Raw genomic sequence first — 24,139 nt, 5'->3', positions numbered from 1 at the left:
GCGCGTTCCTCACCGCCGACGTGCCGTGCATCACCGACGTCACCACACCCGCCGAGGCCTACGTCAAGCGCCTGCTCGCCGCCGGCGAGCGGCCCACCGAGGCTGGCGTGGCCGCGATCGCCGCCACTGCCGAGGCGATCCGGCGCACGATCCAGGCCCTGCAGAGCCCCTCGCCGCGCGTGCCGCGCCAGGATGCGCTCGCGGCCGAGCTTGCCGCCCTCTGCGACAGCCTGCCCGAGGCGAAGGCGCCGCTGTTCCGCGCCGAGCCCGAGCCGGTGCACGAACACGAGCAGGAAGATGTCGCGCTGCACGAGCTGGATCTGAGTGCCTTCACCGATCTGGTCGAGGTCGCGCCGGCCGCACCGGAGACGGTCGAGCCGGAGACGGAACCGGCTGCCGAAGCTGCCGACGATGCTTTCGCCGCGCTCGAGGCGCAGCTCGCGCTCGATGCGGACGTCCTCGAAGCCGAACGTCTCGAAGCCGAACGTCTCGAAGCCGAACGCCTCGAAGCCGAACGTCTCGAAGCCGAACGTCTCGAAGCCGAACGCCTCGAAGCCGAACGCCTCGAAGCCGAACGTCTCGAAGCCGAACGTCTCGAAGCCGAACGTCTCGAAGCCGAACGTCTCGAAGCCGAACGTCTCGAAGCCGAACGTCTCGAAGCCGAACGTCTCGAAGCCGAACGCCTCGAAGCCGAACGCCTCGAAGCCGAACGCCTCGAAGCCGAACGTCTCGAAGCCGAACGTCTCCAGGCCGAGGAGGAGGCGGAGTACGCACGGCTGGAGGCCGAATACGAAGCCGAGCGCCTGGCGCGCGAGCAGGCCGCGGCGGAAGCGGCGGCGGCGCGCGAGGCGGAAGCCGCGGCGCCCCCGGCCGAGGAAGCGGTTCCCGCGGCGGAGCCCGAACCGGCGGTGGCCGAGCTGCTGGCCGAGGCTGCGGCCGGTGGGGGCGAGGATCCGGACGCACCGCTCGACATGACCGAGCTCGACGCCGACCTCGTGGACATCTTCGTCGAGGAGAGCGTGGATCTGCTCGACCACGCCGACGGCCTGCTGGCGCAACTGCGCCAGGCGCCGGGGGAGCGCGAGCCGCTGGTCGGCCTGCAGCGCGACCTGCACACGCTCAAGGGCGGCGCGCGCATGGCCGGCATCATGGCGGTCGGCGAACTCGGCCACGTGATGGAGTCGCTGCTCGAGGCGGTGGTGGACCACCGCACCGAACTCGGCCAGGACGGCATCCCGCTGCTGGAGCGCGGCTTCGACCGCCTGCACGCGATGGTGACCCGCGTCGGCAAGCGCCGCGCGATCGCCATGCCGGAGACGCTGATCGCCGAGTTCGACGCGCGCGCGCGCGGCCAGACCGCGGCGGCCGCCCCGTCCCGCCCGGCCGAGCCGGTGCCGGCGCCGAAGGTCGAACTCAAGCCGCTGTCGGCGCCGATCACCGAAGCGCTGGCCGGCGAGGAGGAGGACGTCGGCATCCGCGCTCCGCAGGAACAAGTGCGCGTGCGCGCCGATCTGCTCGACCGATTGGTGAACTATGCCGGCGAGGTCGCGATCTACCGCGCGCGTCTGGAGCAGCAGCTGGGCGCGTTCCGTGCGGCGGTGACCGAAATGGAGCAGACGAACATCCGTCTGCGTGACCAGCTGCGCCGCCTGGAGATCGAGACCGAGGCGCAGATCATCGCCCGCTACCAGCGCGAGCACGAGGACGCCGACGACACCTTCGACCCGCTCGAGCTCGACCGCTTCTCGACCCTGCAGCAGCTCTCGCGCGCGCTGGCGGAGACCGCCAACGACCTGGCGAGCCTGCAGAGCTCGATGGACGACCTCACCCGCCAGTACGAAACCCTGCTGCTGCAGCAGTCGCGGGTGAGTTCGGACCTGCAGGAAGGCCTCATGCGCACGCGCATGGTGCCGTTCGACGCGCTGGTGCCGCGCCTGCGCAGGGTGCTGCGCCAGGCCGCGGCCGAGACCGGCAAGCAGGTACAGCTCAAGCTCGAGGGCGCGCAGGGCGAGCTCGACCGCAACGTGCTCGAGCGCATGACCGCGCCGCTGGAGCACATGCTGCGCAACGCGGTCGCCCACGGCCTGGAGACGCCGGAGGTGCGGCGCAAGGCCGGCAAGCCCGAGGAAGGCGTGGTCCGGATCGCGGTCCGCCGCGAAGGCTCCGAAGTCGTGCTCGAGGTGGGCGACGACGGCGCCGGCCTGAACCGCGCCGCGATCCGCAAGCGCGCCGAGGAGCGTGGCCTGGTCCGCCCGGGCGCGGTGCTGAGCGATTCCGACCTCGATGCGCTGATCCTGGAGTCCGGCTTCTCCACCGCCGATACCGTCAGCCGCCTGGCCGGCCGTGGCGTCGGCATGGACGTGGTCGCCGCGGAAGTGCGCCAGCTCGGCGGTTCGCTCGACATCCGCTCGAAGAAAGGCGAGGGCACCACCTTCACCCTGCGCCTGCCGCAGACGCTGGCGGTCACCCAGGCGGTGTTCGTCCGGATCGACGACACCACCTTCGCCGTGCCGATCGCCTCGGTGCGCGGCGTGGGCCGCATTGGCCGTGACCAGCTCGGGCGTGCGGACGCGAGCTACCGCTACGGCGGCGAGGACTACGCGCTGCACGACCTCGGCCTGCTGGTCGGCCACGCCCCGGCCAAGGCCGAGGGCCAGCTGCAGATGCCGCTGCTGTTGATCCGCTCCGGCGAGCTGCGCGCCGCGGTCTGCATCGACCAGGTGCTCGGCAGCCGCGAAATCGTGGTCAAGCCGGTCGGACCGCAGGTCGCCTCGATCCCCGGCATCTTCGGTGCCACGATCATGGGCGACGGCAGTGTCGTGGTGATCCTCGACGTCGCGCCGCTGGTGCGCCGCGCTGCCGCGCTGCCGCGCGAGGCCGCGCCGGCGCCGGCGGCCGAGCAGCGCCGCGTGCCGCTGGTGATGGTGGTGGACGACTCGGTGACGATGCGCAAGGTCACCGGTCGTGTACTCGAGCGCCACAACTTCGAGGTGATGACCGCGAAGGACGGCCTGGACGCGCTCGAGCGCATGGACGAGCGCGTGCCCGACCTGATGCTGCTCGACATCGAGATGCCGCGCATGGACGGCTACGAGCTCGCCACCGCGATGAAGGCCGACGCGCGCCTGCGCAACGTGCCGATCATCATGATCACCTCGCGGACCGGCGAGAAGCACCGCCAGCGTGCGTTCGACATCGGCGTGGACCGTTACCTCGGCAAGCCGTACCAGGAGCACGAGCTGCTGCGCAACGTGTTCGAGCTGCTGGCCCAGGAGCGCGCCAATGCCTGAGTCCCGGCGTGTGGCGTTGCTGGCGCGGCCGGGAGAGGCGTGCGAGCGCCTGCGCGTCGCATTGCGTGAGGCCGGGGCGGAGCTGGTGTTCGAGGCCGACCCGAGTCAGCTCGCCGACGCCGGTGTGCTGGCGGCCGCGGCGCCGCAGGCGGTGCTGGTCGCGCTCGACCCCGTGGTCGAGGACGCGCTCGACCGCCTCGATGCGGTGCTAGGCGACCCGGCGATCGAAGTGATCTACGACGAGGCCGAGCTCGCCGCCCGCCGCGAAGGCTGGGACGCGGCGCGCTGGGTGCGGCATCTGGCGGCCAAGCTGTACGGTCACGGCAATGTATTGCCGCCCGCGGCGGACACGGCTCCTGCCGAGGGCGAAGCGGAAGCCTGGGCGCCGCCCGCGCCGACGCCCGCGGGGGCAGAGCTTGCACCGGCCGCCCCCGCCTTCGCCGGCCTGGCCCTCACCGACGACATCAACGCGCTCGATTTCGACGAGGCCGCCGCCGCTCCGGTGGTGACTGAGGTGCCGGCCGCGTCCGGCCGCTTCGCCCGCGACCTGGCCGAGCTGGAGCAGCGGATCGCAGCGCTCGAACTGGAGGAGGGGCCACCGCCCCCGCCCGTGGCGCATGGCCCCGACACCGTGCGGGGCGCGGTGCTGGTATTCGGCGGCATTGGCGGGCCGGATGCGATCCGCCAGTTGCTCTCGGCGGTGCCGGCCGATTTCCCCCGTCCACTGCTGGTCAGCCAGCGCCTGGACGGTGGCCGCTACGACCGGCTGGTGCAGCAGATGGCCCGGGCCAGTGCCTTGCCGGTGCAGCTGGCCGAGGTCGGAGCCGTGGTCCAGCGCGGTCAGGTATACGTCGTGCCGCCGGAGCTGGGGGTCGAAGCCACGGGGGAGGGCTTGCGCTTCGTCGCCGGCGGCGACCTGCTCGCCGGGTTGCCGCCCTCCGACAGCGCCATCGTCATGCTCAGCGGCGCCGACCCGGCCCAGGTCGAGCCGGCTCTGCGCCATGCCAGTCGCGGCGCGTTGATCCTCGGCCAGACCCCGGAGGGCTGCTACGACCCGGCCGCGCCGGCCGAACTCATCGCACGCGGCGGACAGGCGGCCACGCCGTCCGACCTGGTCGGGTTGCTCCGGCAACGCTGGCCGGCCTGATCCACACACGCCCGAGCCCATCCGAGCGAGCTGTCCATGTCCAACCAGAGCCAAGACATCCGCGGCGTGCTGATCCAGATCGCCGGCGCGCGCCTGCTGCTGCCCAACGCCACCATCGCCGAGGTGCTGTCCTACGCCGACCCCGAGCCGATCCCGGGGGCGCCCGACTGGCTGCTGGGCCGCATCCGCTGGCGCGGCTGGCTGCTGCCGATGGTGGCGTTCGCGCGCCTGGGCGGCAACGCCGAGGAGCAGGGCGGCCTGGGTAGCAAGGTGCTGGTGCTCAAGGCGCTGGGCGGCGACCCGCGCTTTCCGTACTTCGCCCTGCTGACCCAGGGCTTCCCGCGCCTGGTCACGGTCGCGCGCGATGCGCTGGTGGCGGAGGACGAGCAGGGCGAACTGCCGCCGGCGGTGCTGCAGCGGGTGATGCTGCGCGAGGACGCGGCCCTGCTGCCCGACCTGGCGCAGCTCGAGCAGCTGATCAAGGACGCGTTGAAGCAGGCGGCCTGAGCGCCCGAGCCCGGCGGGGCCGCGGCCTCAGGCCAAGTCCCCGCACCGCGCCTGCAGCGCCGCGATCGCGGCGATCCCGGCGGTCTCGGTGCGCAGCACGCGCGGTCCCAGGCGCAGGCCGCGGAATCCGGCGGCATGCAGCAGCGCGCGGTCGCGCGGCGACCAGCCGCCCTCGGGGCCGATGGCGAGCACGCAGGGCGCGCGCGGATCGGGCGCGACGCCCGCCACGCCCGCCGCCGCCTGCGGATCGAGCAGGAAACGCGCCCCGTCCGGCAGCGCCGCGAGCGCCTGCGCCAGCGGCAGCGGCGCGGCGACGTCCGGTACCCGCGCCCGCCCGCACTGTTCGCAGGCGGCCACCACCACCCCGCGCCAGTGCGCCAGGCGCTTGCTGGCGCGCTCCGCGTCGAGCCGCACCTCGCTGCGCTCGCTGTGCACCGGCACGAACCCGGCCACGCCGAGCTCGGTGGCCTTCTGCAGGATCCAGTCCATCTTCTCGCCGCGGGCGATGCCCTGCAGCAGCACCAGCCGCAGCGGCGATTCGTTCTCCACCGCGCGTGCCGCGGCCACCTCGGCTTCGGCCCCGCGCTTGCCGACCGCGGTCAGCACGGCGTCGTAGTCGTGGCCGTCGCCGTTGAACAGCACGCAGGCATCGCCCGGCTGCAGGCGCAGCACCCGCGCGAGGTGCGTGGCGGCGGCCTCCGGCAGCGCCACCCGCGCGCCGGGCGCGAGCGGCGCGTCCACGTGCACCCGGGTCAGGCGCATGCGGTGGCCTCCTCGATCGCCTCGCGCGTGACCTGTGCGAGCAGCGCGAGCTGTGCCTCGTCCACGCAGTACGGCGGCATCCAGTACAGCACGTCGCCCAGGGGGCGCAGCAGCACCCCGCGCGCGATCGCGGCGCGGTAGGCGCGCAGGCCCACGCGCAGCGCGGGCTCGAACGGGGTGCGGCGGTCGCCGTTCCGGGTCAGCTCGAAGGCCAGGATCATCCCCGCCTGGCGCACCTCGGCCACGTGCGGCAGCTCCGCCAGCGGCGCGGCGAGTTCGGCCATGCGCGCGGCGGTGGCGCGGTTGCGCTCCAGCACCCGGTCCTGTTCGAGGATCTCCAGCGAGGCCAGCCCCGCCGCGCAGGCGAGCGGATTGCCGGTGTAGCTGTGCGAATGCAGGAACGCGCGCTCGCGCGAGTCGTCGAGGAAGCCGTCGTAGATCGCCTGCGTCGCCAGCACCGCCGCCAGCGGCAGGAAGCCGCCGGTGAGGCCCTTGGACACGCACATCAGGTCGGGCTGGATGCCGCCCGGCCCGTCGCCGGCGGCGGGCGCCTGCTCGCAGGCGAACAGCGTCCCGGTACGGCCGAAACCGACCGCGATCTCGTCGGCGATCAGGAAGATGCCGTGCGCGTCGCACAGCTCGCGCACGCGGCGCAGGTACAGCGGATCGTGCATGCGCATGCCGCCGGCGCATTGCACGCGCGGTTCCAGGATCAGCGCGCAGACCTCGCCGCCGTGGCGGTCGAGCAGCTCGGCCAGCGCCCCGGCCGCGCGCTCGGCGCGTCCGGCCGGGCCTTCGCCGGGTTCGGCCAGGTACGCGTCGGGCGAGGGCGCGAACAGGGCCTCGGCCAGCAGCGGCGCGTACACCCGCCGGTACAGCGGGATGTCGCCGACCGCGAGCGCGCCGAGGGTTTCGCCGTGGTAGCCGTTCTCGAGCGCCACGAATCTGGTGCGCCGGGTCTCGCCGCGGTTGCGGAACCAGTGGAAGGCCATCTTCAGCGCCACTTCCACGCCGGCCGAGCCGTTGTCGGCATAGAACACCTTGGCCAGCGGCGCGCGCCCCGGCTCGCGCGGGACCAGGGCGAGCAGGCGCTCGGCCAGTTCCACCGCCGGCGGATGCGAGAAACCGGCCAGGATCACCTGCTCCAGCGTGCGCGCCTGCGCCGCGACCGCGGCCGCGATGCGCGGTTCGGCATGGCCGTGCAGGTTGGTCCACCAGCTCGACACCGCGTCCAGCCAGCGGCGGCCGTCGTGGCCGACCAGCCAGGCGCCGTCGCCGCGCGCCACCGGCACCAGCGGCAGCAGGTCCGGGTGCTCGCGCATCTGCGTGCACGGGTGCCACAGCACCGCCAGGTCGCGGGCTCGCCAGCGGTCGCTGTCCGATATGATGGGAAACGTCCGGGAAATGTCCTGCATGCCGGCATTATCGGGCATGCACCCCCAGCCCTCAGCCCCATGTCCCGCCCCCTGCCCACCATCCACGGCATCACCGAGCACGACGCCGGGCCCTACCGGATGGAACGGCTCGACCTGGAGTTCAGCAACGGCGAGCGCCGCCGCTACGAACGCCTGCACGGGCGCGGCCACGGCGCGGTGGTGGTGGTGCCGCTGCTCGACCCGGACACGGTGCTGCTGGTGCGCGAGTACGCCGCCGGCGTGCACCGCTACGAGCTCGGCCTGGTCAAGGGCCGCATCGACCCCGGCGAGACCGCGCTCGAGGCCGCCAACCGCGAGCTGAAGGAGGAAGCGGGCTACGGCGCACGCTCGCTGCAGGTGCTGCGCCCGCTGACCCTGGCGCCGACCTACATGAGCCACCAGACCCAGCTGGTGCTGGCGCGCGACCTGTATCCGGAGCGGCTGCCGGGCGACGAGCCCGAGCCGCCCGAGGTCGTGCCGTGGAAGCTCGAAGCGCTGCACGAGCTGATCCTGCGCGAGGATTTCTCCGAGGGCCGCTCGATCGCGGCACTGTTCATCGCCCGCGAATGGCTGAGGCATTGCCGATGAGGCTGACCGAGGCCTTCCGCGAGACCGCGATCGCCCTGGCGCGCGACGCCGCCGCCGCGATCCTGGGCATCTACGACAGCGCCTTCGCGGTCGAGCACAAGGCCGACGCCAGCCCGCTGACCGCGGCCGACCTGGCCGCGCACCGGATCCTGGTCGAGGGCCTGGAACGGCTCACGCCCGACATCCCGGTGCTGTCCGAGGAGGCGGCGGAGGACGCGCCATGGCGCGTGCGCGCGGACTGGCCGCGGCTGTGGCTGGTGGATCCGCTCGACGGCACCCGCGAGTTCATCAAGCGCAACGGCGAGTTCACCGTGAACCTGGCCCTGGTCGAGCACGGCGTGCCGGTGTTCGGCATCGTGCTGCAGCCGGTGGGCGGGCGGCTGTGGCACGCCATGCGCGAGGTCGGCGCGTTCCGGCGCGAGGACGGCCGCGACATCCGCCTGCGCACCCGGGTGCCGGCGGTGGCGCCGCTGCGCGTGGCCGCCAGCCGCTCGCACCGCGACGCCCGCACCGAGGCATTCCTGCAGCGCATGGGCAGGATCGAACCGGTCGGGATCGGCTCGTCGCTGAAGTTTTGCATGCTGGCCGAGGGCGCGATGGACGTGTATCCGCGCTTCGGCCCGACCAGCGAATGGGACACCGCCGCCGGCCAGTGTGTGCTCGAGGCCGCCGGCGGCGTGGTGCTCGACCCCAAGGGCCGTCCGCTGCGCTACAACCAGCGCGAAACCCTGCTCAACGGCGATTTCATCGCCCTGGGCGACCCGCAGTTGCCGTGGCGGGAGTGGGTTTGATTTTGAAGCGGTTTTGACGCGGATCAACGCGGATGCACACGGATAAAGCCTGCTTGGAGAAGGGTCTCGGCACGCGTCACTGCCGTTGGGGCATGCCGTTGCCATCCGATGGGGCGCTTGTCCGGGAAAGTGTTGTTTGATCCGCGTTGATCCGCGTCCAAAAACCCGTTCCTCCAACACGACGACATGAACACACCTCACCCAATGGATCGGCTGCTCGAAATCATGGCCCGGCTGCGCGACCCGCAGCGCGGCTGCCCGTGGGACGTGCAGCAGAGCTTCGCCACCATCGCCCCGTACACGATCGAGGAGGCCTACGAGGTCGCCGACGCGATCGACCGCGGCGACCTGGCGGCGTTGAAGGAGGAGCTCGGCGACCTGTTGCTGCAGGTGGTGTTCCATGCGCGCATGGCCGAGGAGCAGGGGGCGTTCGCGTTCGGCGACGTGGTCGCGGCGATCTGCGACAAGATGGTGCGCCGGCATCCGCACGTGTTCGGCGACGCGACGGTGGCCGACGCCGCGGCCCAGACCCGGGCCTGGGAGGAGCACAAGCGCGCCGAGCGCGCGGCCAACGGCGACGGCGACACTTCCGCGCTCGCGGGCATCGCCCGCGGCCTGCCGGAGTGGCAGCGGGCGGTGAAGCTGCAGCACAAGGCGGCCAAGGTCGGTTTCGACTGGCCGGGGCCGGAGCCGGTGATCGCCAAGCTGCACGAGGAGATCGAGGAGGTGCGCGCCGAGTTCGCGGCGCTCGCCGCCGATCCCGACGATGCGGCCGCGCGCGACAAGCTCGAGGACGAGATCGGCGATGTGCTGTTCGTGTGCGCCAACCTGGCCCGGCACGCGAAGGTGGACGTGGGCAGCGCGCTGCGCCGGGCCAATCTCAAGTTCGAGCGCCGGTTCCGGGCGATGGAGGCGCTGGCCGCGGCCGAGGGCGTGGAGCTTGCCGCGCTGCCGCTGGAGGGGCAGGATCGGTACTGGGACCGCGCCAAGGCGGCGGAGCAGGGGCAGGGGCCGTCGTCCTGAGCACGGGCCGGTCCCCGGCGGATCCCGGAGCGGGGAGGGCACCATGACGCAGCGATTCTCCAGTTTCCGCGAGTTCTATCCGTTCTATCTGGGCGAGCACCGCAACCGCACCTGCCGGCGCCTGCATTTCATCGGCAGTTGCGTGGCGCTGGCGCTGGTCGCGCTGGCGGTCGTGCAGGGCAATCCCTGGTGGCTGCTCGCCGCGCTCGCGGCCGGCTACGGTTTCGCGTGGGTCGGGCATTTCTTCTTCGAGAAGAACCGCCCGGCGACGTTCCGGCACCCGTTCTATTCCTTCGCCGGCGACTGGGTGATGTTCAAGGACATCCTGAGCGGGAAGATCCGGTTCTAGGGCGCGGGGCCGCGTGTCGGAGCCGGACGCGGAGCCCACGCGGCGAACCCCACCCCAGGCATACCGGCGCCCCCGCCCGAAGCGACAGGAACACGCCCCTTCCCGCAAGCGGCGAAGGAGGCCCCGCGCCTTACTCCAGGAAAATCAGCCAGGCCGCCGCCACGATCAGGCAGAAGCCGGCCCAGTGGTTCCATTTCAGCGGCTGCCCCAGGTACCAGGTCGAGAAACCGGCGAAGACCAGCAGGGTGATCACTTCCTGCAGTCCCTTGAGCTGCGGCGCCGAGTACACCGCGTGGCCGATCCGGTTGGCCGGCACCATCAGCAGGTACTCGAACAGCGCGATCCCCCAGCTGGCCAGGATCACCGACGGCAGCGGCGCCGACTTGTCCTTCAGGTGCCCGTACCAGGCGAAGGTCATGAACACGTTGGAACCGACCAGGAGCAGGACCGGCAGGTAGCGCTCGAACGGCATGGCGGACGAAATGGCGGGACCGGGCGCGCAAGCCTACCGCCTTCACGCCCTCTCCACCCCCGCGCCGGCAGCTTTCACAAACCTGAAGACAGCCCTGTACCCTTCGTTCAGGAGGCGACATGCGCAACGACGCCGAACCGGCCGGGCTCGTCCTCATCGTCGAGGACAACCGCAACATTTCCGAGATGGTGGGCGAATACCTCGAAACCCGCGGCTTCGAGGTGGACTACGCCGCCGACGGCCTCGACGGCTACCGCCTGGCGACCGAGAACACCTACGACGTCATCGTCCTGGACCTGATGCTGCCGCGCCTGGACGGCGTGGAGGTGTGCCGCAAGTTGCGCGAGGAGGCGCGCCGTTCCACCCCGGTGCTGATGCTGACCGCGCGCGACACCCTCGACGAGAAGCTCACCGGCCTGGGCGCCGGCGCCGACGACTACCTGACCAAGCCGTTCGCGATCCAGGAACTGGAGGCGCGCCTGCGCGCCCTGATCCGCCGCGAACGCCGCCAGGTCGGCGCCGAGGTGCTCAAGGTCGGCGACCTGGTGCTCGACCCGGCCAGCCTGCGCGTGACCCGCGGCGGCACCGAACTGCAGCTCTCGCCGATCGGATTGAAGCTGCTCACGATCCTGATGCGCGAGTCGCCGCGCGTGGTCAGCCGCCAGGAGATCGAACGCGAGATCTGGGGCAACGGCCTGCCCGACTCGGACACCCTGCGCAGCCACCTGTACAACCTGCGCAAGACCATCGACAAGCCGTTCGGCAAGCCGCTGCTGCACACCGTGCAGAGCGCCGGCTACCGGATCGCCGACCTCGAGCAACCCAACAACTGAACGGCCGGGGCGGGCAGGGGGCGCCATGAGCCACGCGCTGCCGCGCCGGGTCCGGGTCGCGTTCCTGCTGCAGGTGTTCGGCGTCAGCCTCGCCGTCGTGCTCGGCGGCTGGGCGGTGTCGTCGGTGATCGAGCGCAGCTACGTGCGCAAGGCCTCGGCCGCCGAGGCGGCCCACTTCTTCGAGATGCGCGCGGCCGATCCGGTGCATCCGGTGCCGAACACGCGGCTGGTGCGCGGCTGGTTCGTCCCGGCCGGGGTCGGCGCCGAAGGCCTGCCGGCCGGGATCGCCGCGCTGCCGGCGGGCTACCACGACCTGTCCGGTCGCGATGCCCTGGTGCGGGTCGAGCGCCGTCCTGCCGGCACCTTGTACCTGGTGTACCAGCGCAGCCTGGTCAACGAACTGCTGTACGGGCTGGTGGTGCTGCCGGTGGCGATCGCGCTGCTGGCGGTGCTGGCGGTGTCGTGGCTGATGTACCGCCTGTCCCAGCGGCTGGTGGCGCCGGTGAACTGGCTGGCGCGCGAGGTGGCGCGCTGGGACCCGCGCGAGCCCGACATCGGTGCGCTCGCGCCCGAGCGCCTGCCGGCCGACGTGCGCAACGGCGAGACCCAGCAGCTCGCGCGTGCGCTGCATTCGCTCGGCCGCCGGCTCGAGGCGTTCGTCGCCCGCGAGCGCAACTTCACCCGCGACGCCAGCCACGAACTGCGCACCCCGCTGACCGTGGTCCGGGTCGGCACCGACCTGCTCGACCGCGAGCCGCTGTCCGAGCGCGGCCGCCGTTCGCTGCAACGCATCCAGCATGCCGCGCGCGACATGGAGGCGGTGATCGATGCCTTCCTGATCCTGGCGCGCGAAGCCGAGGTCGAGCCGCTGAGCGAGGATTTCGCCGTGGCCGGGGTGGTGCAGGCCGAGGTCGAGAAGGTGCGGCCCCTGCTCGCCGACAAGCCGGTGGAGCTGCGCGTGGTCGCCGAGGCCTCGCCGGTGCTGCATGCGCCGCCGCGCGTGCTCGGGGTGATGCTCGGCAACCTGCTCGAGAACGCGGCGCGCTTCACCGAGCGCGGCGAGATCGAGGTCCGGATCGGTGCCGACCGGCTCAGCGTCCGCGACACCGGCCCCGGCATGGACGCGGCCACGGCGGCGCGCGCCTTCGATCCGTTCTACCGTGGCGGCGCGGACGGCACGGGGGCCGCGGGGCGCAAGGGGCTGGGCCTGTCCATCGTGCACCGCCTCGGTGAGCGCTTCGGCTGGCCGGTGCAGCTGCACAGCGCGCCGGGGGCCGGAACCGAGGTGACGATCCACTTCGGCTGAAGCCGGCCGGGGCTATGCTGTCGGCCTTGCCGCCGGAGGCTCCCATGCGCCGCATCCGCCCAGTCCTCGTTCTGCTGCTCAGCCTTGCCGCCATGACCGCCCACGCCCAGGACAAACCCCGCACCGCGCTGGTGATCCACGGCGGCGCGGGCGTGATCGAGCGCAGCGCGCTCAGCGCCGAGGACGAGCGCGCGGTGCGCGCGGATCTGGAGCGTGCGCTCGATGCCGGCAACGCGGTGCTGCAGCGCGGCGGCACTGCGCTCGACGCGGTGCAGGCCGCGGTGCTGGTGCTGGAGGATTCGCCGCGCTTCAACGCCGGCAAGGGCGCGGTGTTCGCCGCCGACGGCAGCCACCAGCTCGACGCCGCGGTGATGGAAGGCCACACCCTGCGCGCCGGCGCGGTGGCAGGCGTGACCACGGTGCGCAACCCGGTGCTGCTCGCGCGCGCGGTGATGGAGCACTCCCCGCACGTGATGCTGGCCGGCGCCGGCGCCGAGGCCTTCGCCGACACCCGCCCCGAGATCGCGCGCGTGCCCAACACCTGGTTCGACACCGAGGCGCGCCGCCGCCAGCTCGAACGCGCCCGGGAGCGGGAGCGCGCCGGCCAGGCCGGGATCCCCACCGAGCGCGGGGTGTACTTCGGCACCGTCGGCGCGGTCGCCCTGGACGTGCACGGCCACATCGCCGTGGCCACCTCCACCGGCGGCATGACCAACAAGAAGTGGAACCGGATCGGCGACTCGCCGGTGATCGGCGCCGGCACCTATGCCAACGCGCAGTGCGGCGTGTCCGGCACCGGCTGGGGCGAGTACTACATCCGCGCCGCGGTCGCGCACGACATCTGCGCCCGGGTGGCCTATCGCGGCGATGCGCTGGCCGAGGCGGCCGAGGAAGTGGTCAACCGCGTCGTCCCGGCGCTCGGCGGCGACGGTGGCGCGATCGCGCTCGACCGCGAGGGCAACATCGCCATGCCGTTCAACACCCCGGGCATGTACCGCGGCTGGATCCGCCCCGACGGCAGCCGCGGCGTGGCCATCTACGCCGACGAGGACTGAGATCGCGGTCCCGGGCCGCGGCCCGTCCCGGCCTGAACGGGCCGGCCGCGGCGACCCTTGTGGCAAAATCCCGGTTTCCCTGCGGCCGTCCGGCCGCACCCACCCGGATGCCCGCCATGCCCGACCCCGCGCAGACCCTGTCCGCCCGCGCCCATCGCGCGCGGGGACGTTGCGCGCGGTCGCCCGGGCCCGGAACCCAGCGGCGGGCGGCGTAAGTGGCGGACGAGATCGGGCACCTGCCGCGCCGGCCGGCGCGGATCCTGAAGGCTGCGCAGTGGTCCCTGCAGGGGCTGCGCGCGGCCTGGCTGCACGAGTCCTCGTTCCGGCTCGAGGTGTACCTGCTGACGGTGCTGGCGCCGCTGGGCTTCTGGCTGGGCCAGGACGGGGTCGAGCGGGCGCTGCTGCTGGGCAGCTGCCTGCTGGTGCTGGCGGCCGAGCTGCTCAATTCCGCGATCGAGGCGGTGATCGAGCGCTACGGCGCCGAATTCCACGAACTGGCGGGACGCGCCAAGGACATGGGCTCGGCCGCGGTGTTCGTGACCATGTTGAACGTGTTGCTGGTGTGGGGCCTGATCGTCGGCCCGTGCCTGCTGTGAGGAGGATGTAGCACCGATGGGGCTCGAATGGCTGGCCGATCCGCAGGCGTGGATCACCCTGGTGACGCTGAGCGCGATCGAGATCGTGCTCGGCATCGACAACCTGGTGTTCATCTCGATCGCGGTCAGCAAGCTGCCGCCGTCCCGGCGCGAGAAGGCGCGCAAGTTCGGCATCGCCGCCGCCTGCCTGATGCGCATCGGCCTGCTGCTGACCCTGGCCTGGCTGGCCAGCCTGACCCAGGACCTGTTCCGCGTGTTCGGCCAGGGCGTCTCGGTGCGCGACCTGGTGCTGATCCTGGGCGGTGTGTTCCTGCTGGTGAAGGGCGTGATGGAGATCCGCGACCTGGTCGAGGGCGAGCCGGAATCGGAGGACATCGACACCAAGCCGCTGGCCTCGTTCTGGATGGTGATCGCGCAGATCGCGGTGATCGACATCGTGTTCTCGCTCGACTCGGTGATCGCCGCGGTCGGCATGGCCAACCAGACCGGGATCATGGTCGCCGCGATCCTGCTCGCGGTGGCGGTGATGCTGCTCGCGGCCACGCCGCTCGGCCACTTCATCGAGCGCAATCCGACCATCAAGATGCTGGCGCTGGCGTTCATCGTGCTGATCGGCGTGTACCTGATCGCCGAGGGCTTCGAGATGCACATCCCGAAGGGCTACATCTACGGCGCGATGGGCTTCTCGGCGCTGGTGGAGTGCCTGAACCTGTGGGCGCGGCGGCGCGCGCTGCGGCGGCAGCTGCCCGCCTAGCCCCGCTCGGGCACAATTGGGGGACGACGCCCGGAGCCCACGCCGCATGACCGTCCTGCACCAGATAGACCCCGTCGCGCTCTCGCTCGGTCCGCTCAAGGTGCACTGGTACGGGTTGATGTACCTGCTCGGCTTCGTCGCGGCCTGGCTGCTCGGCCGCAGCCGGGTGCGCGCCGGGCGCCTGCCGGGCGTGGACGAGCACGGCTTCAGCGACCTGATGTTCTACGCCATGCTCGGCGTGGTGCTGGGCGGGCGCATCGGCTACGTGCTGTTCTACGCCTTCTCCGAATTCCTCGCCGACCCGCTGATGCTGGTGCGGGTGTGGGAGGGCGGGATGAGCTTCCACGGCGGCCTGCTCGGCGTGCTGGCGGCGGTGTGGTGGTGGTCGCGCCGGCACCGCCTGCACTTCATGGACACCGCCGAGTTCATCGCCCCGCTGGTGCCGCCGGGGCTCGGCTTCGGCCGGATCGGCAACTACATCGGCGGCGAGCTGTGGGGCAAGCCGACCGGAGGCGACTGGGGCGTGGTGTTCCCGCGCGCCCTGCCGCCCGAGTACGCCGGGCTCGATCCGGCCACGCTGCGCGCCCAGTTCGAAGCCGGCGCGCTCGACGCCTTCGCCCGCCATCCCTCGCAGCTGTACCAGGCCACGCTCGAGGGGCTGGTGCTGTTCGCGGTGCTGTGGTGGTTCTCGCGCCGGCCGCGGCCGCGCCATGCGGTGGGCGGCCTGTTCGCACTGCTGTACGGCTGCTTCCGCTTCGCGGTCGAGTTCGTGCGCGAGCCGGACGCGCAGATCGGCTACCTCGCCTTCGACTGGTTGACGATGGGGCAGGTGCTGAGCCTGCCGCTGATCGCGCTCGGCCTGGCCTGGCTGTGGCTGTCGCGCCGGGCGCCGACCCTGCAGCCGCAGCCGCCCGCGCCGTCTGCCGACGCTGCGGCACCGAGCCGGAAGCCCGCGCCATGAAGCAGTACCTCGACCTGCTCCGCCACGTCCTCGAGCACGGCACCGACAAGGCCGACCGCACCGGCACCGGCACGCGCAGCGTGTTCGGCTGGCAGATGCGCTTCGACCTCGAGCAGGGCTTCCCGCTGGTCACCACCAAGAAGCTGCACCTGCGCTCGATCGTGCACGAGCTGCTGTGGTTCCTGCGCGGCGAGACCAATATCGCCTGGCTGCGCCAGCACCAGGTCACGATCTGGGACGAGTGGGCGGACGCGCAGGGCGAACTCGGCCCGGTATACGGCAAGCAGTGGCGGCGCTGGGCCGCGCCGGACGGGCGCGAGATCGACCAGATGCGCTGGGTGGTCGAGGAGATCAAGCGCAATCCGGACTCGCGCCGGCTGGTGGTGTCCGCCTGGAACGTGGCCGACCTGCCGCGGATGGCGCTGCAGCCGTGCCACGTGCTGTTCCAGTTCTACGTCGCCAACGGGCGCCTGAGCTGCCAGCTCTACCAGCGCAGCGCCGACATCTTCCTCGGCGTGCCGTTCAACATCGCCAGCTACGCGCTGCTCACCCACATGGTCGCGCAGGTCACGGGCCTGCGCGCCGGCGAGTTCGTGCACACGCTGGGCGATGCGCACCTGTACGCCAACCACTTCGAACAGGCGCGGGAGCAACTGACGCGCGCGCCGCGCCCGCTGCCGCGGCTGCGGCTCAATCCGGCAGTCACCGACCTGTTCGCCTTCACCTGGGACGACATCGCGATCGAGGGCTACGACCCGCACCCGGCGATCAAGGCGCCGGTGGCGGTGTGAGCGCGCTGGTCCTCATCGCCGCGCTCGACCGCAACCGCGCGATCGGGCGCGGCAACGCGCTGCCCTGGCACCTGCCGGACGACCTGCGCCGCTTCAAGGCCCTCACCCTGGGCAAGCCGGTGCTGATGGGCCGGCGCACCGCCGAGTCGCTCGGCCGCGCGCTGCCGGGACGGCGCAACCTGGTGCTCACCCGCGCCGGCGCCGCGCCGTGGCCGGGCATGCAGCCGGTGGCCTCGCTGGCCGCGGCGCTGGCGGCGGCGGCCGACGAAGGCGCCGCCGAGCTGTGCGTGATCGGCGGCGGCGAAGTCTATGCGCTGTGCCTGCCGCACGCCGCGCGCATGCACCTGACCCACGTGGACACCGCGATCGCCGGCGCCGACGCGTTCTTCCCCGCGTTCGACCCGGCGCAATGGCGTGTCACCGCGCGCGAGGCGCACCCCGCCGACGCGCGCCACGCCCATGCGTTCGAGTGCGTGGATTACGTGCGGACCTGACCGGCGGTGGCCGGCTGCGGACGGTGCGGCTGCGGCGGGCGCGGGCGTGGCGGTTTTGCGGGCACGTCGCGGCCTGGCACCTGCACCACGCGCAGTTCGTCGGTGTCCAGTTGCAGGGCGGTGAGCCGGCCGCCCCAGACCGCGCCGGTGTCAATCGCGTACACGCCGTGGCCGATGAACAGGCCGAGCGTGCTCCAGTGGCCGCAGACGATCTTCAGGTCGCGCTCGGCGCGGCCGGGCACTTCGTACCACGGGTACAGGCCGGCCGGCTGGGTGCCGGGGGCGCCCTTCTCCTCGAACGCGATCCTGCCGCGCGGGGTGCAGTAGCGCAGGCGGGTGAACACGTTGATGATCGCGCGTTCGCGGTCGATGCCGGTCAGCGACGGCGACCACGCCGGCTTGTCGCCGTACATGTTCTTGAGCAGCTTGCGGTGGTCCTCGCCGTGCAGGCGCCGTTCGACCTCGCGCGCGTGCCGTTCGGCCATGGTCGTGGTCCACTTCGGCGCCAGCCCGGCGTGCACCATCATCCAGCCGAGCGCGCGGTCGGCATGCAGCAGCTTCTGCGTGCGCAGCCAGCCGAGCAGCAGGTCGCGGTCCTCGGCGAACAGCACCCGGCGCAGGTCCTCGTTGACCCGGCGCTGCTCCTCCTCGCGGCGTTCGCCGATGGCCAGCAGCGACAGGTCGTGGTTGCCGAGCGTGACCACGCTGCAGGCGCGCAGCGAGTGCACCAGCTGCAGCGTCTCCAGCGACTGCCCGCCGCGGTTGACCAGGTCGCCGCAGAACCACAGCCGGTCGGCGGCGGGGTCGAAGCGGATCTTCTCGAGCAGGCGTTGCAGCGGGTCGTAGCAGCCCTGCAGGTCGCCGATGGCCCAGACGCTCATCCGTGACGGTCTCAGTGCAGCGTGCGCGGCACGCTCAGGGTGAAGGCCGGGATCGGCGCGGCGAAGCGGGTGCCGTCGTCGGCCAGCATGTCGTAGCTGCCGCGCATGGTGCCGAGGCTGGTTCCGAGCACCGCGCCGGAGGTGTATTCGAAGGTCTCCCCGGGGCGCAGCCACGGTTGCTCGCCGACCACGCCCTCGCCGACCACCTCCTGCACCTTGCCGTTGGCGTCGGTGATCACCCAGTGCCGGCCGAGCAGGCGCGCGGGCACCCGGCCGCAGTTGCGGATCCGGATGGTGTAGGCGAACACGTAACGGTCCTCCTCCGGCGCCGACTGCTCGTCGAGGAAGCGCGTGGAGACGGCGATGTCGAAGTCGTAATCGTGCGGGTCCCTGGACATGGCGCCAGTGTAGCAACGGGCGCGTGCGTGCTGCGTCATGCGGCGGGCAGGTTGGCCAGGCGCACGAAGCCGGCCACGTCCACCTGCTCGGCGCGCAGGCCGGGCTCGAGCCCGGCGGCCTCGATCTGCGCGGCGTCGGCCACCCCGGCGAGCGCGTTGCGCAGGGTCTTGCGGCGCTGGCCGAAGGCGGCGCGGACGATGTCGGCGAAGCGCGCCGGATCGGCGATGCCGACCTGCGCGGGCGGCTTCGGCACCAGCCGCACCACCGCCGAATCCACCTTCGGCGGCGGCCGGAACGCGCCCGGCGGCACGGTGAACAGCGGTGTCACCGCGCAGTATGCCTGCAGCATCACGCTCAGGCGCCCGTACACCTTGCTGCCCGGCGGCGCCGCCATCCGGTCCACCACTTCCTTCTGCAGCATGAAGTGCATGTCGCGGATCGCCGCGGCGTGTTCCAGGGCATGGAACAGGATCGGCGAGGACAGGTTGTAGGGCAGGTTGCCGACCAGGCGCAGCTGCGCGCCGGGCCCGAAGTTGCGGGCCAGCGCGGTGAAGTCCACGGCGAGCACGTCGCGGTGGATGACCTCGAGCGTGCCGTGCGCGCGCGCGGCCTCGGTGAGCGGGAAGATCAGGTCGCGGTCGAACTCGATCACGGTGAGTTCGCCGTGGCGATCGAGCAGCGGAAAGGTGATCGCGCCCTGGCCCGGCCCGATCTCGACCAGATGGTCGCCCGGTTGCGGGTCCACCGCCTGCACGATCCTGCCGATGATCCCGCGCTCGTGCAGGAAGTGCTGGCCGAGGTGCTTCTTGGCCGGTTCGGTGAACTGCGCGCGGGTCATCTGCCGATTCCGGATCTTTTTTGACGCGGATTGACGCGGAGGCACGCGGATAGGGCGATGGTCATCAGAATGCCCTATCCGCGTTCATCCGCGTCCAGTTCTTGCGCTGCGCGTGTTGGCGATGCGGGCGCAGGCGGCGACGGCCGCGAACAGGCTGGAGGGATCGGCGATGCCCTTGCCGGCAAGGTCGAGCGCGGTGCCGTGGTCCACGGCCACGCGCGGGTAGGGCAGGCCGAGGGTGATGTTCACCGCGTGCTCGAAGCCGCTGTGCTTGAGCACCGGCAGGCCCTGGTCGTGGTACATCGCCAGCACCGCGTCGTAACCGGCCAGCTTGCGCGGCAGGAACGCGGTGTCGGCCGGCAGTGGCCCGAGCAGGCACAGGCCCTCGCCGCGCAGGGCATGCAGCACCGGTTCGATCACCTCGATTTCCTCGCGGCCGAGGTGGCCGGACTCGCCGGCGTGCGGATTGAGGCCGAGCACGGCGATGACGGGTTCGGCGATGCCGAAGTCCAGGCGCAGCGCGGCGTGGAGGATGCGCAGGCTGGCTTCCAGCCCGGCCGGGATGATCGCATCCGGCACCTCGCGCAGCGGCAGGTGGGTGGTGGCCAGGGCCACGCGCAACTGGTCAGTGGCCAGCATCATCACCACCTCGCAGCCGGCGTGCGCGGCCAGCAGCTCGGTGGTGCCGGTGTAGGGAATGCCTCCGGCGTTGACCGTGGCCTTGTGGATCGGCCCGGTGACCAGGCCGTCGAGCGTGCCTTCCAGGCAGGCTTGCGCCGCGGCGTGCAGCGCGCCAACCACGGCGCGGGCGTTGCGCGGGTCGGGCCGGCCGAACACGACCGGGGCCGGATTGGTCACCGGCAGCAGCGGCAGGTCGCCGGGGGCGTGCGGGGTGGCGTCCACCGGCAACGGACGCAGCGGCAGGCCGAGCGCCTCGGCGGCGGCGTGCAGCGTGTCGGGGTCGGCGAAGGCGATCAGGCCGCAGTCCGCGCGCGGTTCCTGGGCAAGCCGCACGCACAGCTCCGGGCCGACGCCGGCCGGCTCACCCGGAACCAGCGCAAGCCGCGGCCGGCGCATGCTCAACCTCCGGACTGGACGCTGCCGTCGGGGTTGCGGAACTCGACGTAGGCGTCGCCGCGCAGCTCGCGCAGGAAGCGGTTGTACTCGTCCTCGAGCTTGCGCCGGCCGATGGTCTCGCGCACCTGCTCGCGGCGGTTCTGGTCGCCGACGTCGCGCTGGCGGCTGCCGAGCCGCTGCACCAGGTGCCAGCCGGCCTCGCTGCGGAACGGCGCCGACACCCCGCCGTCGGCGAGCGAGGCGACCAGCGCGCCGAACTCCGGGCCGAAGGCGTCCTGCGGGAACCAGCCGAGATCGCCGCCTTGGTCGCGGCTGTTGGCGTCTTCGGAAGCCTCGCGGGCGACGGCGGCGAAGTCGGCGCCGCCGGCGATGCGCGCGGCCAGCGCGTCGATCCGCGCCCGCGCCTGCTCGGGCGTGGTGTCCTGGTCCACCCGGATCAGGATGTGGCGGGCATTGAACTCGCTCACCAGCATCGGCGCGGCCGCGGAGGCGTCGCGCACCTCGACCAGTTTGAGCAGCTGGAACCCGCTCGGCCCGCGCACCGGCCCGAAGACCTGGCCGGGCGCCATGCTGCGGACGACGTTGGCGAATGCAGCCGGGATCTCGTCCAGCGTGCGCCAGCCGAGATCACCGCCCTCGAGCGCGTTGGGGCTGTCGGAGTAGCGCACCGCGGCGGCGGCAAAGTCCATCTCGCCACGGTCGATCAGCCCCTTGATGCCGATGATCTTCTGCTCGCCGGTGGCGATCTGCTCGGGGGTGGCGCCTTCCGGCAGCGCGACCAGGATGTGGGCCAGACGGTATTGCTGGCCACCGCCGGCCTGCGCCGCGAGTGCGGCATCCACCTCGGCCTCGGTGACGGTGATCCGGCTCTGGGCGAAGCGCTGGCGCAGCCGCTGCATCAGGATTTCATCGCGGATCGAGGTGCGGAACTCGGCCAGGCTCTGCCCCTCCTGCGCCAGCCGTTCGCGCAACTGGTCGAGGGTCAAGCCGTTCTGGGCGGCGATGTTGGCGATCGCCGCGTCGAGTTCCTGGTCGCCGACGCGAATGCCGGATTCGAGCGCGCGCGCGACCTGCAGGCGGGTGAGCACCATCCGTTCCAGCACCTGCCGGCGCAGCACGTTCGGCGGTGGCAACTGGTCCTCGCGTCCGGCGTACTGGGCGCGGATGTTGCGCAGCGCCCGTTCGAGTTCGCTGTGCAGGATCACGTCCTCGTTCACGACCGCCGCGATGCGGTCGATGGGCTGCAGCTGCTGGGCCTGTGCGGCCGCGCCGACCAGCAGCGCCAGGGCAAGCAGGGAACCGGCGAACCGGCGCAGAAGTGTGGTCATGGGATCGGATCTGGCTCGCGGGGATCGCCGCTGCGGATCTCGGGCAGCGGGACGAGATGGAGGTCGTCGCGGTGGTAGCCGAGGATAGCACGGCGCAACACCTGTTCCGTGTCGGGACCGGCCGAGCCCAGGCCCTTGAGCTCGATCTCGAGCTGGATCGAGTTGTTCAGCTCGCCGATACGGTCGCGCACATAGCGCCGTCCGACCAGGCGCACCGCCAGGCAGCAGCTCTCCCATTGCACGCCCGCGATCGCCTCGAGCGGCTTGTTGTCGAGCAGGGAGTAGTAGTAGCGGCCGACCAGGCTCCAGTTCGGCGACACCGGATACAGGAACGAGAAATCCACCTGCTTGAGCAGGTCGCGCCGGTAGCGGTAGGCGAGGTTGACGATGCCCTCCTCGCCGATCAGGTAGCGTGCGCGGATGCTGGCGAGATCCTCGCGGCGGAACTTCGGATCCCAGTAGTAGGCGGCGCCGATGGTCCAGCGGTCGGTCGGCGCGTAGCCGAGATCGGCGATCCAGGCCGACTTGCCGCGCTCCACCGGCCGCTCGCCCGGCACCGTGACCCGCGAGTCGTCGAAGTAGTGGATCTGGCCGATGCTCGCTGCCAGCTTCTCGCGGCCGTCGGTCTCGCGGATCAGGCGGCTGGTGAGCGCGACGGTGAGCTGGTTGGCATCGGTCTGCCGGTCTGGCCCGGAATAGCGGTTGTCGCGGAACAGCTGGCTCCAGCCGAACGTGAGCGGCCGGGTGTCGAACAGCGGCAGGCCGTTCTGGTCGCGGTAGGGCACGCGCAGGTAGAACAGGCGCGGCTCGAGCGTGTGCAGGAACGGAACACCGTCCAGACGCGTCTGCCGGTCGAAGAACACGCCCGCGTCCACGGTCGTGATCGGCAGGCTGCGGCTTGGCGAGCGGTCGCCGCCCAGGCTCGCGGCCAGGTCGGCATCGAGCTGGTAGGTGGTATGGCGCCAGGCCAGCGTCGGTCGCAGGTACCAGCTCGCGCCTTCCAGCGGCAGCGAGAGATAGGGCTTGATGTCGAGCCGGCTGCCGCCGCTGAGCACTTCGTGGGAGAAGCGTACCGCCTCGGCTTGCATGCCGACCTCGAGCCAGCGGCCGAGCGGCCGATCCCAGCGCACGTAACCACGCGGCAGCCGTGCGAAGGGCAGGAAGGCCTCGCTCAGGGTGTAGTCGGCCAGTTGCCAGTGATCGGCCATCAGCGCCGCTTCCCAGTGTCGGCCGCGGCCGTACAGGCCGAGGTCGCTGGACAGCGCGAACAGGGCGTTGCCGGCGGCGGAACCGCTGGCATCCTCGATCCAGCGCGGATCGCTGATCCAGTTGAGGCTGGCGCGCGCCTGCCATTGCGCGCCGACATTCTGGTAGCCGCTGAAGCCGAAGCTGCCGCGGTTGTCGCGGCGGCGATTTTCCGGGGGAATGCCGAGGGCGATCTCCTCGGCGCGTCCGCGCACGGCGAGTTCGTCGTCGGGAAGCCAGGCGCCGTGGAAGGTGCCGCGGCCGCCCGGGAGGAGATAGCGGAACTCGCCGCCCAGCTGCAGGCCGCGCTTGCTCATCCAGCGCGGTTCGAGGGTGGCGTCGTAGTGGGGGGCGAGGTTGAGGTAGATCGGCTGGCGCCAGTCGAAACCGTTGCGGCCGGAGTTGCTGATCGAGGGATACAGCAGGCCGGTGCGGCGGCGGTCGTCCACCGGGAACATGAACCACGGCACGTACAGCACCGGGATCCGGCCGACCCTCAGGGTGGCGTTGCGGGCCACGCCCATGCCCTCGGCGGTGTCTATGTCAATGCGCTCGGCGCGCAGTTCCCACAGCCGCTCGGACGGATCGCAGGTGGAGTAGGTGGAGCCGTGCAGGCTGCCTTCGGTGCCGTGCAGAGTGATCAGGTCGGCGCCGCCGTTGCCGCGGCGGGACAGGAGCTGGTAGCGGACGGTCTCGATGCGGTGCTCGTCGCGGGCCTGGTCGCCCTCGGCGCGCTCTGCGACCAGGCGCAGGCCCGCGTCCTGGTAGCGGATGCTGCCTTCGGCCACGTAGCGTTGCTGTTCGCTGTCGAAGGTCAGCTTGTCCGCGCCGAGGAACTGGTCGCCGCGGCGCAGGGCGACATTGCCTTCGAACACCGGGTGCTTGTCGGTGCCGGTGAGTGTGTCGCCTTCGATGTCGGTGTGCTGGGTGGCGCGGTCGGCGGTGGAGACGCCGGTCTGGGCGTCCTCGAACGCGGGGACGATGTCGGTGACCGGGCACAGGCTCCAGTCCTCCGGCATTTCCCGGTCCTGGGCCCGGACCTGGGCGGCCAGGGACAGGGCGATGCACAGGGGCAGCGGCAGCAGGCGGAGGCTCGGGCGCACGCGGGATCCAGTCTCGCAGCCAAACGGCCGGTTAGCTTACGGCCGAACGCCGGCCGCCGGGAGGGCCGGGTGCATCCGCCGGGCGGTTGCGGCCGTAACTGGTCGCGAACGCCCGCCGCGGGACAATCGGCGGC

Annotated in this window: 25 protein-coding genes; 15 read left to right on the top strand and 10 right to left on the bottom strand. The window is 72.0% G+C overall.

Features of this window, described 5'->3' with window-relative positions; translation table 11 throughout:
* Nucleotides 1–330: 330 nt before the first annotated feature.
* Nucleotides 331–774, bottom strand: coding sequence for a pentapeptide repeat-containing protein (locus FPV26_RS13000; RefSeq protein ID WP_425473043.1), 444 nt, complete (start codon nucleotides 772–774; stop codon nucleotides 331–333).
* Nucleotides 775–971: 197 nt separating this feature from the next.
* On the opposite strand from FPV26_RS13000, the gene FPV26_RS12995 reads away from it, so the two are divergent.
* From FPV26_RS12995 to FPV26_RS03330, 3 genes are read left to right on the top strand one after another with little or no spacing between them, the layout of a single operon-like run.
* On the top strand, nucleotides 972–3,290 hold the full coding sequence (locus FPV26_RS12995; RefSeq protein WP_425473042.1) for a response regulator: 2,319 nt from the start codon (nucleotides 972–974) through the stop codon (nucleotides 3,288–3,290).
* Nucleotides 3,283–4,437, top strand: a complete 1,155-nt coding sequence (locus FPV26_RS03335; protein ID WP_147652287.1) for a chemotaxis protein CheB — start codon at nucleotides 3,283–3,285, stop codon at nucleotides 4,435–4,437. Before FPV26_RS12995 ends, FPV26_RS03335 begins: the two co-directional genes overlap by 8 nt.
* A 30-nt stretch (nucleotides 4,438–4,467) precedes the next feature.
* A complete protein-coding gene (locus FPV26_RS03330; RefSeq protein WP_147652286.1) occupies nucleotides 4,468–4,944 on the top strand; it encodes a chemotaxis protein CheW in 477 nt (158 codons plus the stop codon).
* 27 nt (nucleotides 4,945–4,971) lie between these two features.
* Here the strand turns inward: FPV26_RS03330 and FPV26_RS03325 are convergent, their stop codons facing one another.
* Nucleotides 4,972–5,706: a 16S rRNA (uracil(1498)-N(3))-methyltransferase gene (locus FPV26_RS03325; protein ID WP_147652285.1), complete on the bottom strand. Its 735-nt coding sequence runs from the start codon at nucleotides 5,704–5,706 to the stop codon at nucleotides 4,972–4,974.
* A complete protein-coding gene (gene bioA / locus FPV26_RS03320; RefSeq protein ID WP_181952544.1) occupies nucleotides 5,697–7,121 on the bottom strand; it encodes an adenosylmethionine--8-amino-7-oxononanoate transaminase in 1,425 nt (474 codons plus the stop codon). Before bioA ends, FPV26_RS03325 begins: the two co-directional genes overlap by 10 nt.
* 39 nt (nucleotides 7,122–7,160) lie before the next feature.
* Between bioA and nudE the strand changes: the two genes are divergently transcribed.
* The 4 genes from nudE to FPV26_RS03300 all read left to right on the top strand — a co-directional run bounded on the left by nudE (nucleotide 7,161) and on the right by FPV26_RS03300 (nucleotide 9,872).
* Complete coding sequence (gene nudE, locus FPV26_RS03315; protein WP_147652283.1) at nucleotides 7,161–7,709, top strand: ADP compounds hydrolase NudE; 549 nt, start codon at nucleotides 7,161–7,163, stop codon at nucleotides 7,707–7,709.
* A complete protein-coding gene (cysQ, locus tag FPV26_RS03310) occupies nucleotides 7,706–8,500 on the top strand; it encodes a 3'(2'),5'-bisphosphate nucleotidase CysQ (protein ID WP_147652282.1) in 795 nt (264 codons plus the stop codon). The genes nudE and cysQ overlap by 4 nt, the downstream gene beginning before the upstream one ends.
* Nucleotides 8,501–8,686: 186 nt before the next feature.
* Nucleotides 8,687–9,523: a nucleoside triphosphate pyrophosphohydrolase gene (gene mazG / locus FPV26_RS03305; RefSeq protein WP_147652281.1), complete on the top strand. Its 837-nt coding sequence runs from the start codon at nucleotides 8,687–8,689 to the stop codon at nucleotides 9,521–9,523.
* Between the two features lie 43 nt (nucleotides 9,524–9,566).
* A complete protein-coding gene (locus FPV26_RS03300) occupies nucleotides 9,567–9,872 on the top strand; it encodes an Mpo1-like protein (RefSeq protein ID WP_147652280.1) in 306 nt (101 codons plus the stop codon).
* 130 nt (nucleotides 9,873–10,002) lie between these two features.
* Here the strand turns inward: FPV26_RS03300 and FPV26_RS03295 are convergent, their stop codons facing one another.
* Nucleotides 10,003–10,344 carry a DMT family protein gene (locus tag FPV26_RS03295; protein WP_147652279.1) on the bottom strand — a complete coding sequence of 114 codons (342 nt, stop codon included), beginning with the start codon at nucleotides 10,342–10,344 and terminating at the stop codon, nucleotides 10,003–10,005.
* 119 nt (nucleotides 10,345–10,463) lie between these two features.
* On the opposite strand from FPV26_RS03295, the gene FPV26_RS03290 reads away from it, so the two are divergent.
* From FPV26_RS03290 to FPV26_RS03255, 8 genes are all read left to right on the top strand, one after another.
* Nucleotides 10,464–11,177: a response regulator transcription factor gene (locus FPV26_RS03290; RefSeq protein WP_147652278.1), complete on the top strand. Its 714-nt coding sequence runs from the start codon at nucleotides 10,464–10,466 to the stop codon at nucleotides 11,175–11,177.
* Nucleotides 11,178–11,202: 25 nt separating this feature from the next.
* Nucleotides 11,203–12,483 carry a sensor histidine kinase gene (locus FPV26_RS03285; RefSeq protein WP_147652277.1) on the top strand — a complete coding sequence of 427 codons (1,281 nt, stop codon included), beginning with the start codon at nucleotides 11,203–11,205 and terminating at the stop codon, nucleotides 12,481–12,483.
* 92 nt (nucleotides 12,484–12,575) lie between these two features.
* Complete coding sequence (locus FPV26_RS03280) at nucleotides 12,576–13,538, top strand: isoaspartyl peptidase/L-asparaginase family protein (protein WP_246109189.1); 963 nt, start codon at nucleotides 12,576–12,578, stop codon at nucleotides 13,536–13,538.
* 215 nt (nucleotides 13,539–13,753) lie between these two features.
* Nucleotides 13,754–14,134: a diacylglycerol kinase gene (locus FPV26_RS03275; protein ID WP_147652275.1), complete on the top strand. Its 381-nt coding sequence runs from the start codon at nucleotides 13,754–13,756 to the stop codon at nucleotides 14,132–14,134.
* A gap of 16 nt (nucleotides 14,135–14,150) precedes the next feature.
* Entirely contained in the window at nucleotides 14,151–14,888 is a 738-nt protein-coding gene (locus FPV26_RS03270; RefSeq protein WP_147652274.1) for a TerC family protein, read from the top strand.
* A 46-nt stretch (nucleotides 14,889–14,934) separates the two neighbouring features.
* Nucleotides 14,935–15,849, top strand: a complete 915-nt coding sequence (gene lgt / locus FPV26_RS03265; RefSeq protein ID WP_147652273.1) for a prolipoprotein diacylglyceryl transferase — start codon at nucleotides 14,935–14,937, stop codon at nucleotides 15,847–15,849.
* The gene (locus tag FPV26_RS03260) at nucleotides 15,846–16,640 is read left to right on the top strand and encodes a thymidylate synthase (RefSeq protein WP_147652272.1); all 795 of its coding nucleotides are present in this window, start codon (nucleotides 15,846–15,848) and stop codon (nucleotides 16,638–16,640) included. Before lgt ends, FPV26_RS03260 begins: the two co-directional genes overlap by 4 nt.
* Nucleotides 16,641–16,645: 5 nt before the next feature.
* A complete protein-coding gene (locus tag FPV26_RS03255; protein ID WP_147652309.1) occupies nucleotides 16,646–17,134 on the top strand; it encodes a dihydrofolate reductase in 489 nt (162 codons plus the stop codon).
* Here FPV26_RS03255 and FPV26_RS03250 read toward each other — a convergent pair.
* The 6 genes from FPV26_RS03250 to lptD all read right to left on the bottom strand — a co-directional run bounded on the left by FPV26_RS03250 (nucleotide 17,119) and on the right by lptD (nucleotide 24,005).
* Entirely contained in the window at nucleotides 17,119–18,015 is an 897-nt protein-coding gene (locus FPV26_RS03250) for a symmetrical bis(5'-nucleosyl)-tetraphosphatase (protein ID WP_147652271.1), read from the bottom strand. The two genes, FPV26_RS03255 and FPV26_RS03250, sit on opposite strands and share 16 nt — an antisense overlap.
* Before the next feature lie 11 nt (nucleotides 18,016–18,026).
* Nucleotides 18,027–18,413 (bottom strand): Co2+/Mg2+ efflux protein ApaG, encoded by a 387-nt coding sequence (gene apaG / locus FPV26_RS03245; protein WP_147652270.1) that lies wholly within the window; start codon nucleotides 18,411–18,413, stop codon nucleotides 18,027–18,029.
* A 35-nt stretch (nucleotides 18,414–18,448) separates the two neighbouring features.
* Nucleotides 18,449–19,252: a 16S rRNA (adenine(1518)-N(6)/adenine(1519)-N(6))-dimethyltransferase RsmA gene (gene rsmA, locus FPV26_RS03240; protein WP_147652269.1), complete on the bottom strand. Its 804-nt coding sequence runs from the start codon at nucleotides 19,250–19,252 to the stop codon at nucleotides 18,449–18,451.
* 84 nt (nucleotides 19,253–19,336) lie between these two features.
* Complete coding sequence (gene pdxA / locus FPV26_RS03235) at nucleotides 19,337–20,329, bottom strand: 4-hydroxythreonine-4-phosphate dehydrogenase PdxA (RefSeq protein WP_147652268.1); 993 nt, start codon at nucleotides 20,327–20,329, stop codon at nucleotides 19,337–19,339.
* A 2-nt stretch (nucleotides 20,330–20,331) separates the two neighbouring features.
* Nucleotides 20,332–21,657 (bottom strand): peptidylprolyl isomerase, encoded by a 1,326-nt coding sequence (locus FPV26_RS03230; RefSeq protein WP_147652267.1) that lies wholly within the window; start codon nucleotides 21,655–21,657, stop codon nucleotides 20,332–20,334.
* Nucleotides 21,654–24,005 (bottom strand): LPS assembly protein LptD, encoded by a 2,352-nt coding sequence (gene lptD / locus FPV26_RS03225; protein WP_246109188.1) that lies wholly within the window; start codon nucleotides 24,003–24,005, stop codon nucleotides 21,654–21,656. Before lptD ends, FPV26_RS03230 begins: the two co-directional genes overlap by 4 nt.
* Between the last annotated feature and the right edge of the window lie 134 nt (nucleotides 24,006–24,139).

The sequence above is a fragment of the Vulcaniibacterium gelatinicum genome (genome assembly GCF_008033445.1).
GTDB lineage: Bacteria > Pseudomonadota > Gammaproteobacteria > Xanthomonadales > Xanthomonadaceae > Vulcaniibacterium_B > Vulcaniibacterium_B gelatinicum.
The sequence above is the reverse complement of the archived record's forward strand: the minus strand, read 5'-3'. Positions and strand labels throughout refer to the sequence as shown.

Excerpts from the sequence above, each read along its gene's own strand:
- FPV26_RS03295 (WP_147652279.1), bottom strand. The coding sequence starts at position 10,344 with ATGCCGTTCGAGCGCTACCTGCCGGTCCTGCTCCTGGTCGGTTCCAAC.
- apaG (WP_147652270.1), bottom strand. The coding sequence starts at position 18,413 with ATGTCCAGGGACCCGCACGATTACGACTTCGACATCGCCGTCTCCACG.
- pdxA (WP_147652268.1), bottom strand. The coding sequence starts at position 20,329 with ATGCGCCGGCCGCGGCTTGCGCTGGTTCCGGGTGAGCCGGCCGGCGTC.
- FPV26_RS03260 (WP_147652272.1), top strand. The coding sequence starts at position 15,846 with ATGAAGCAGTACCTCGACCTGCTCCGCCACGTCCTCGAGCACGGCACC.
- FPV26_RS03280 (WP_246109189.1), top strand. The coding sequence starts at position 12,576 with ATGACCGCCCACGCCCAGGACAAACCCCGCACCGCGCTGGTGATCCAC.
- rsmA (WP_147652269.1), bottom strand. The coding sequence starts at position 19,252 with ATGACCCGCGCGCAGTTCACCGAACCGGCCAAGAAGCACCTCGGCCAG.
- FPV26_RS03325 (WP_147652285.1), bottom strand. The coding sequence starts at position 5,706 with ATGCGCCTGACCCGGGTGCACGTGGACGCGCCGCTCGCGCCCGGCGCG.
- cysQ (WP_147652282.1), top strand. The coding sequence starts at position 7,706 with ATGAGGCTGACCGAGGCCTTCCGCGAGACCGCGATCGCCCTGGCGCGC.
- lgt (WP_147652273.1), top strand. The coding sequence starts at position 14,935 with ATGACCGTCCTGCACCAGATAGACCCCGTCGCGCTCTCGCTCGGTCCG.
- bioA (WP_181952544.1), bottom strand. The coding sequence starts at position 7,121 with ATGCAGGACATTTCCCGGACGTTTCCCATCATATCGGACAGCGACCGC.
- FPV26_RS03230 (WP_147652267.1), bottom strand. The coding sequence starts at position 21,657 with ATGACCACACTTCTGCGCCGGTTCGCCGGTTCCCTGCTTGCCCTGGCG.
- FPV26_RS03250 (WP_147652271.1), bottom strand. The coding sequence starts at position 18,015 with ATGAGCGTCTGGGCCATCGGCGACCTGCAGGGCTGCTACGACCCGCTG.
- FPV26_RS12995 (WP_425473042.1), top strand. The coding sequence starts at position 972 with ATGACCGAGCTCGACGCCGACCTCGTGGACATCTTCGTCGAGGAGAGC.
- FPV26_RS03285 (WP_147652277.1), top strand. The coding sequence starts at position 11,203 with ATGAGCCACGCGCTGCCGCGCCGGGTCCGGGTCGCGTTCCTGCTGCAG.
- FPV26_RS03335 (WP_147652287.1), top strand. The coding sequence starts at position 3,283 with ATGCCTGAGTCCCGGCGTGTGGCGTTGCTGGCGCGGCCGGGAGAGGCG.
- FPV26_RS03300 (WP_147652280.1), top strand. The coding sequence starts at position 9,567 with ATGACGCAGCGATTCTCCAGTTTCCGCGAGTTCTATCCGTTCTATCTG.
- FPV26_RS03290 (WP_147652278.1), top strand. The coding sequence starts at position 10,464 with ATGCGCAACGACGCCGAACCGGCCGGGCTCGTCCTCATCGTCGAGGAC.
- FPV26_RS03270 (WP_147652274.1), top strand. The coding sequence starts at position 14,151 with ATGGGGCTCGAATGGCTGGCCGATCCGCAGGCGTGGATCACCCTGGTG.
- nudE (WP_147652283.1), top strand. The coding sequence starts at position 7,161 with ATGTCCCGCCCCCTGCCCACCATCCACGGCATCACCGAGCACGACGCC.
- mazG (WP_147652281.1), top strand. The coding sequence starts at position 8,687 with ATGAACACACCTCACCCAATGGATCGGCTGCTCGAAATCATGGCCCGG.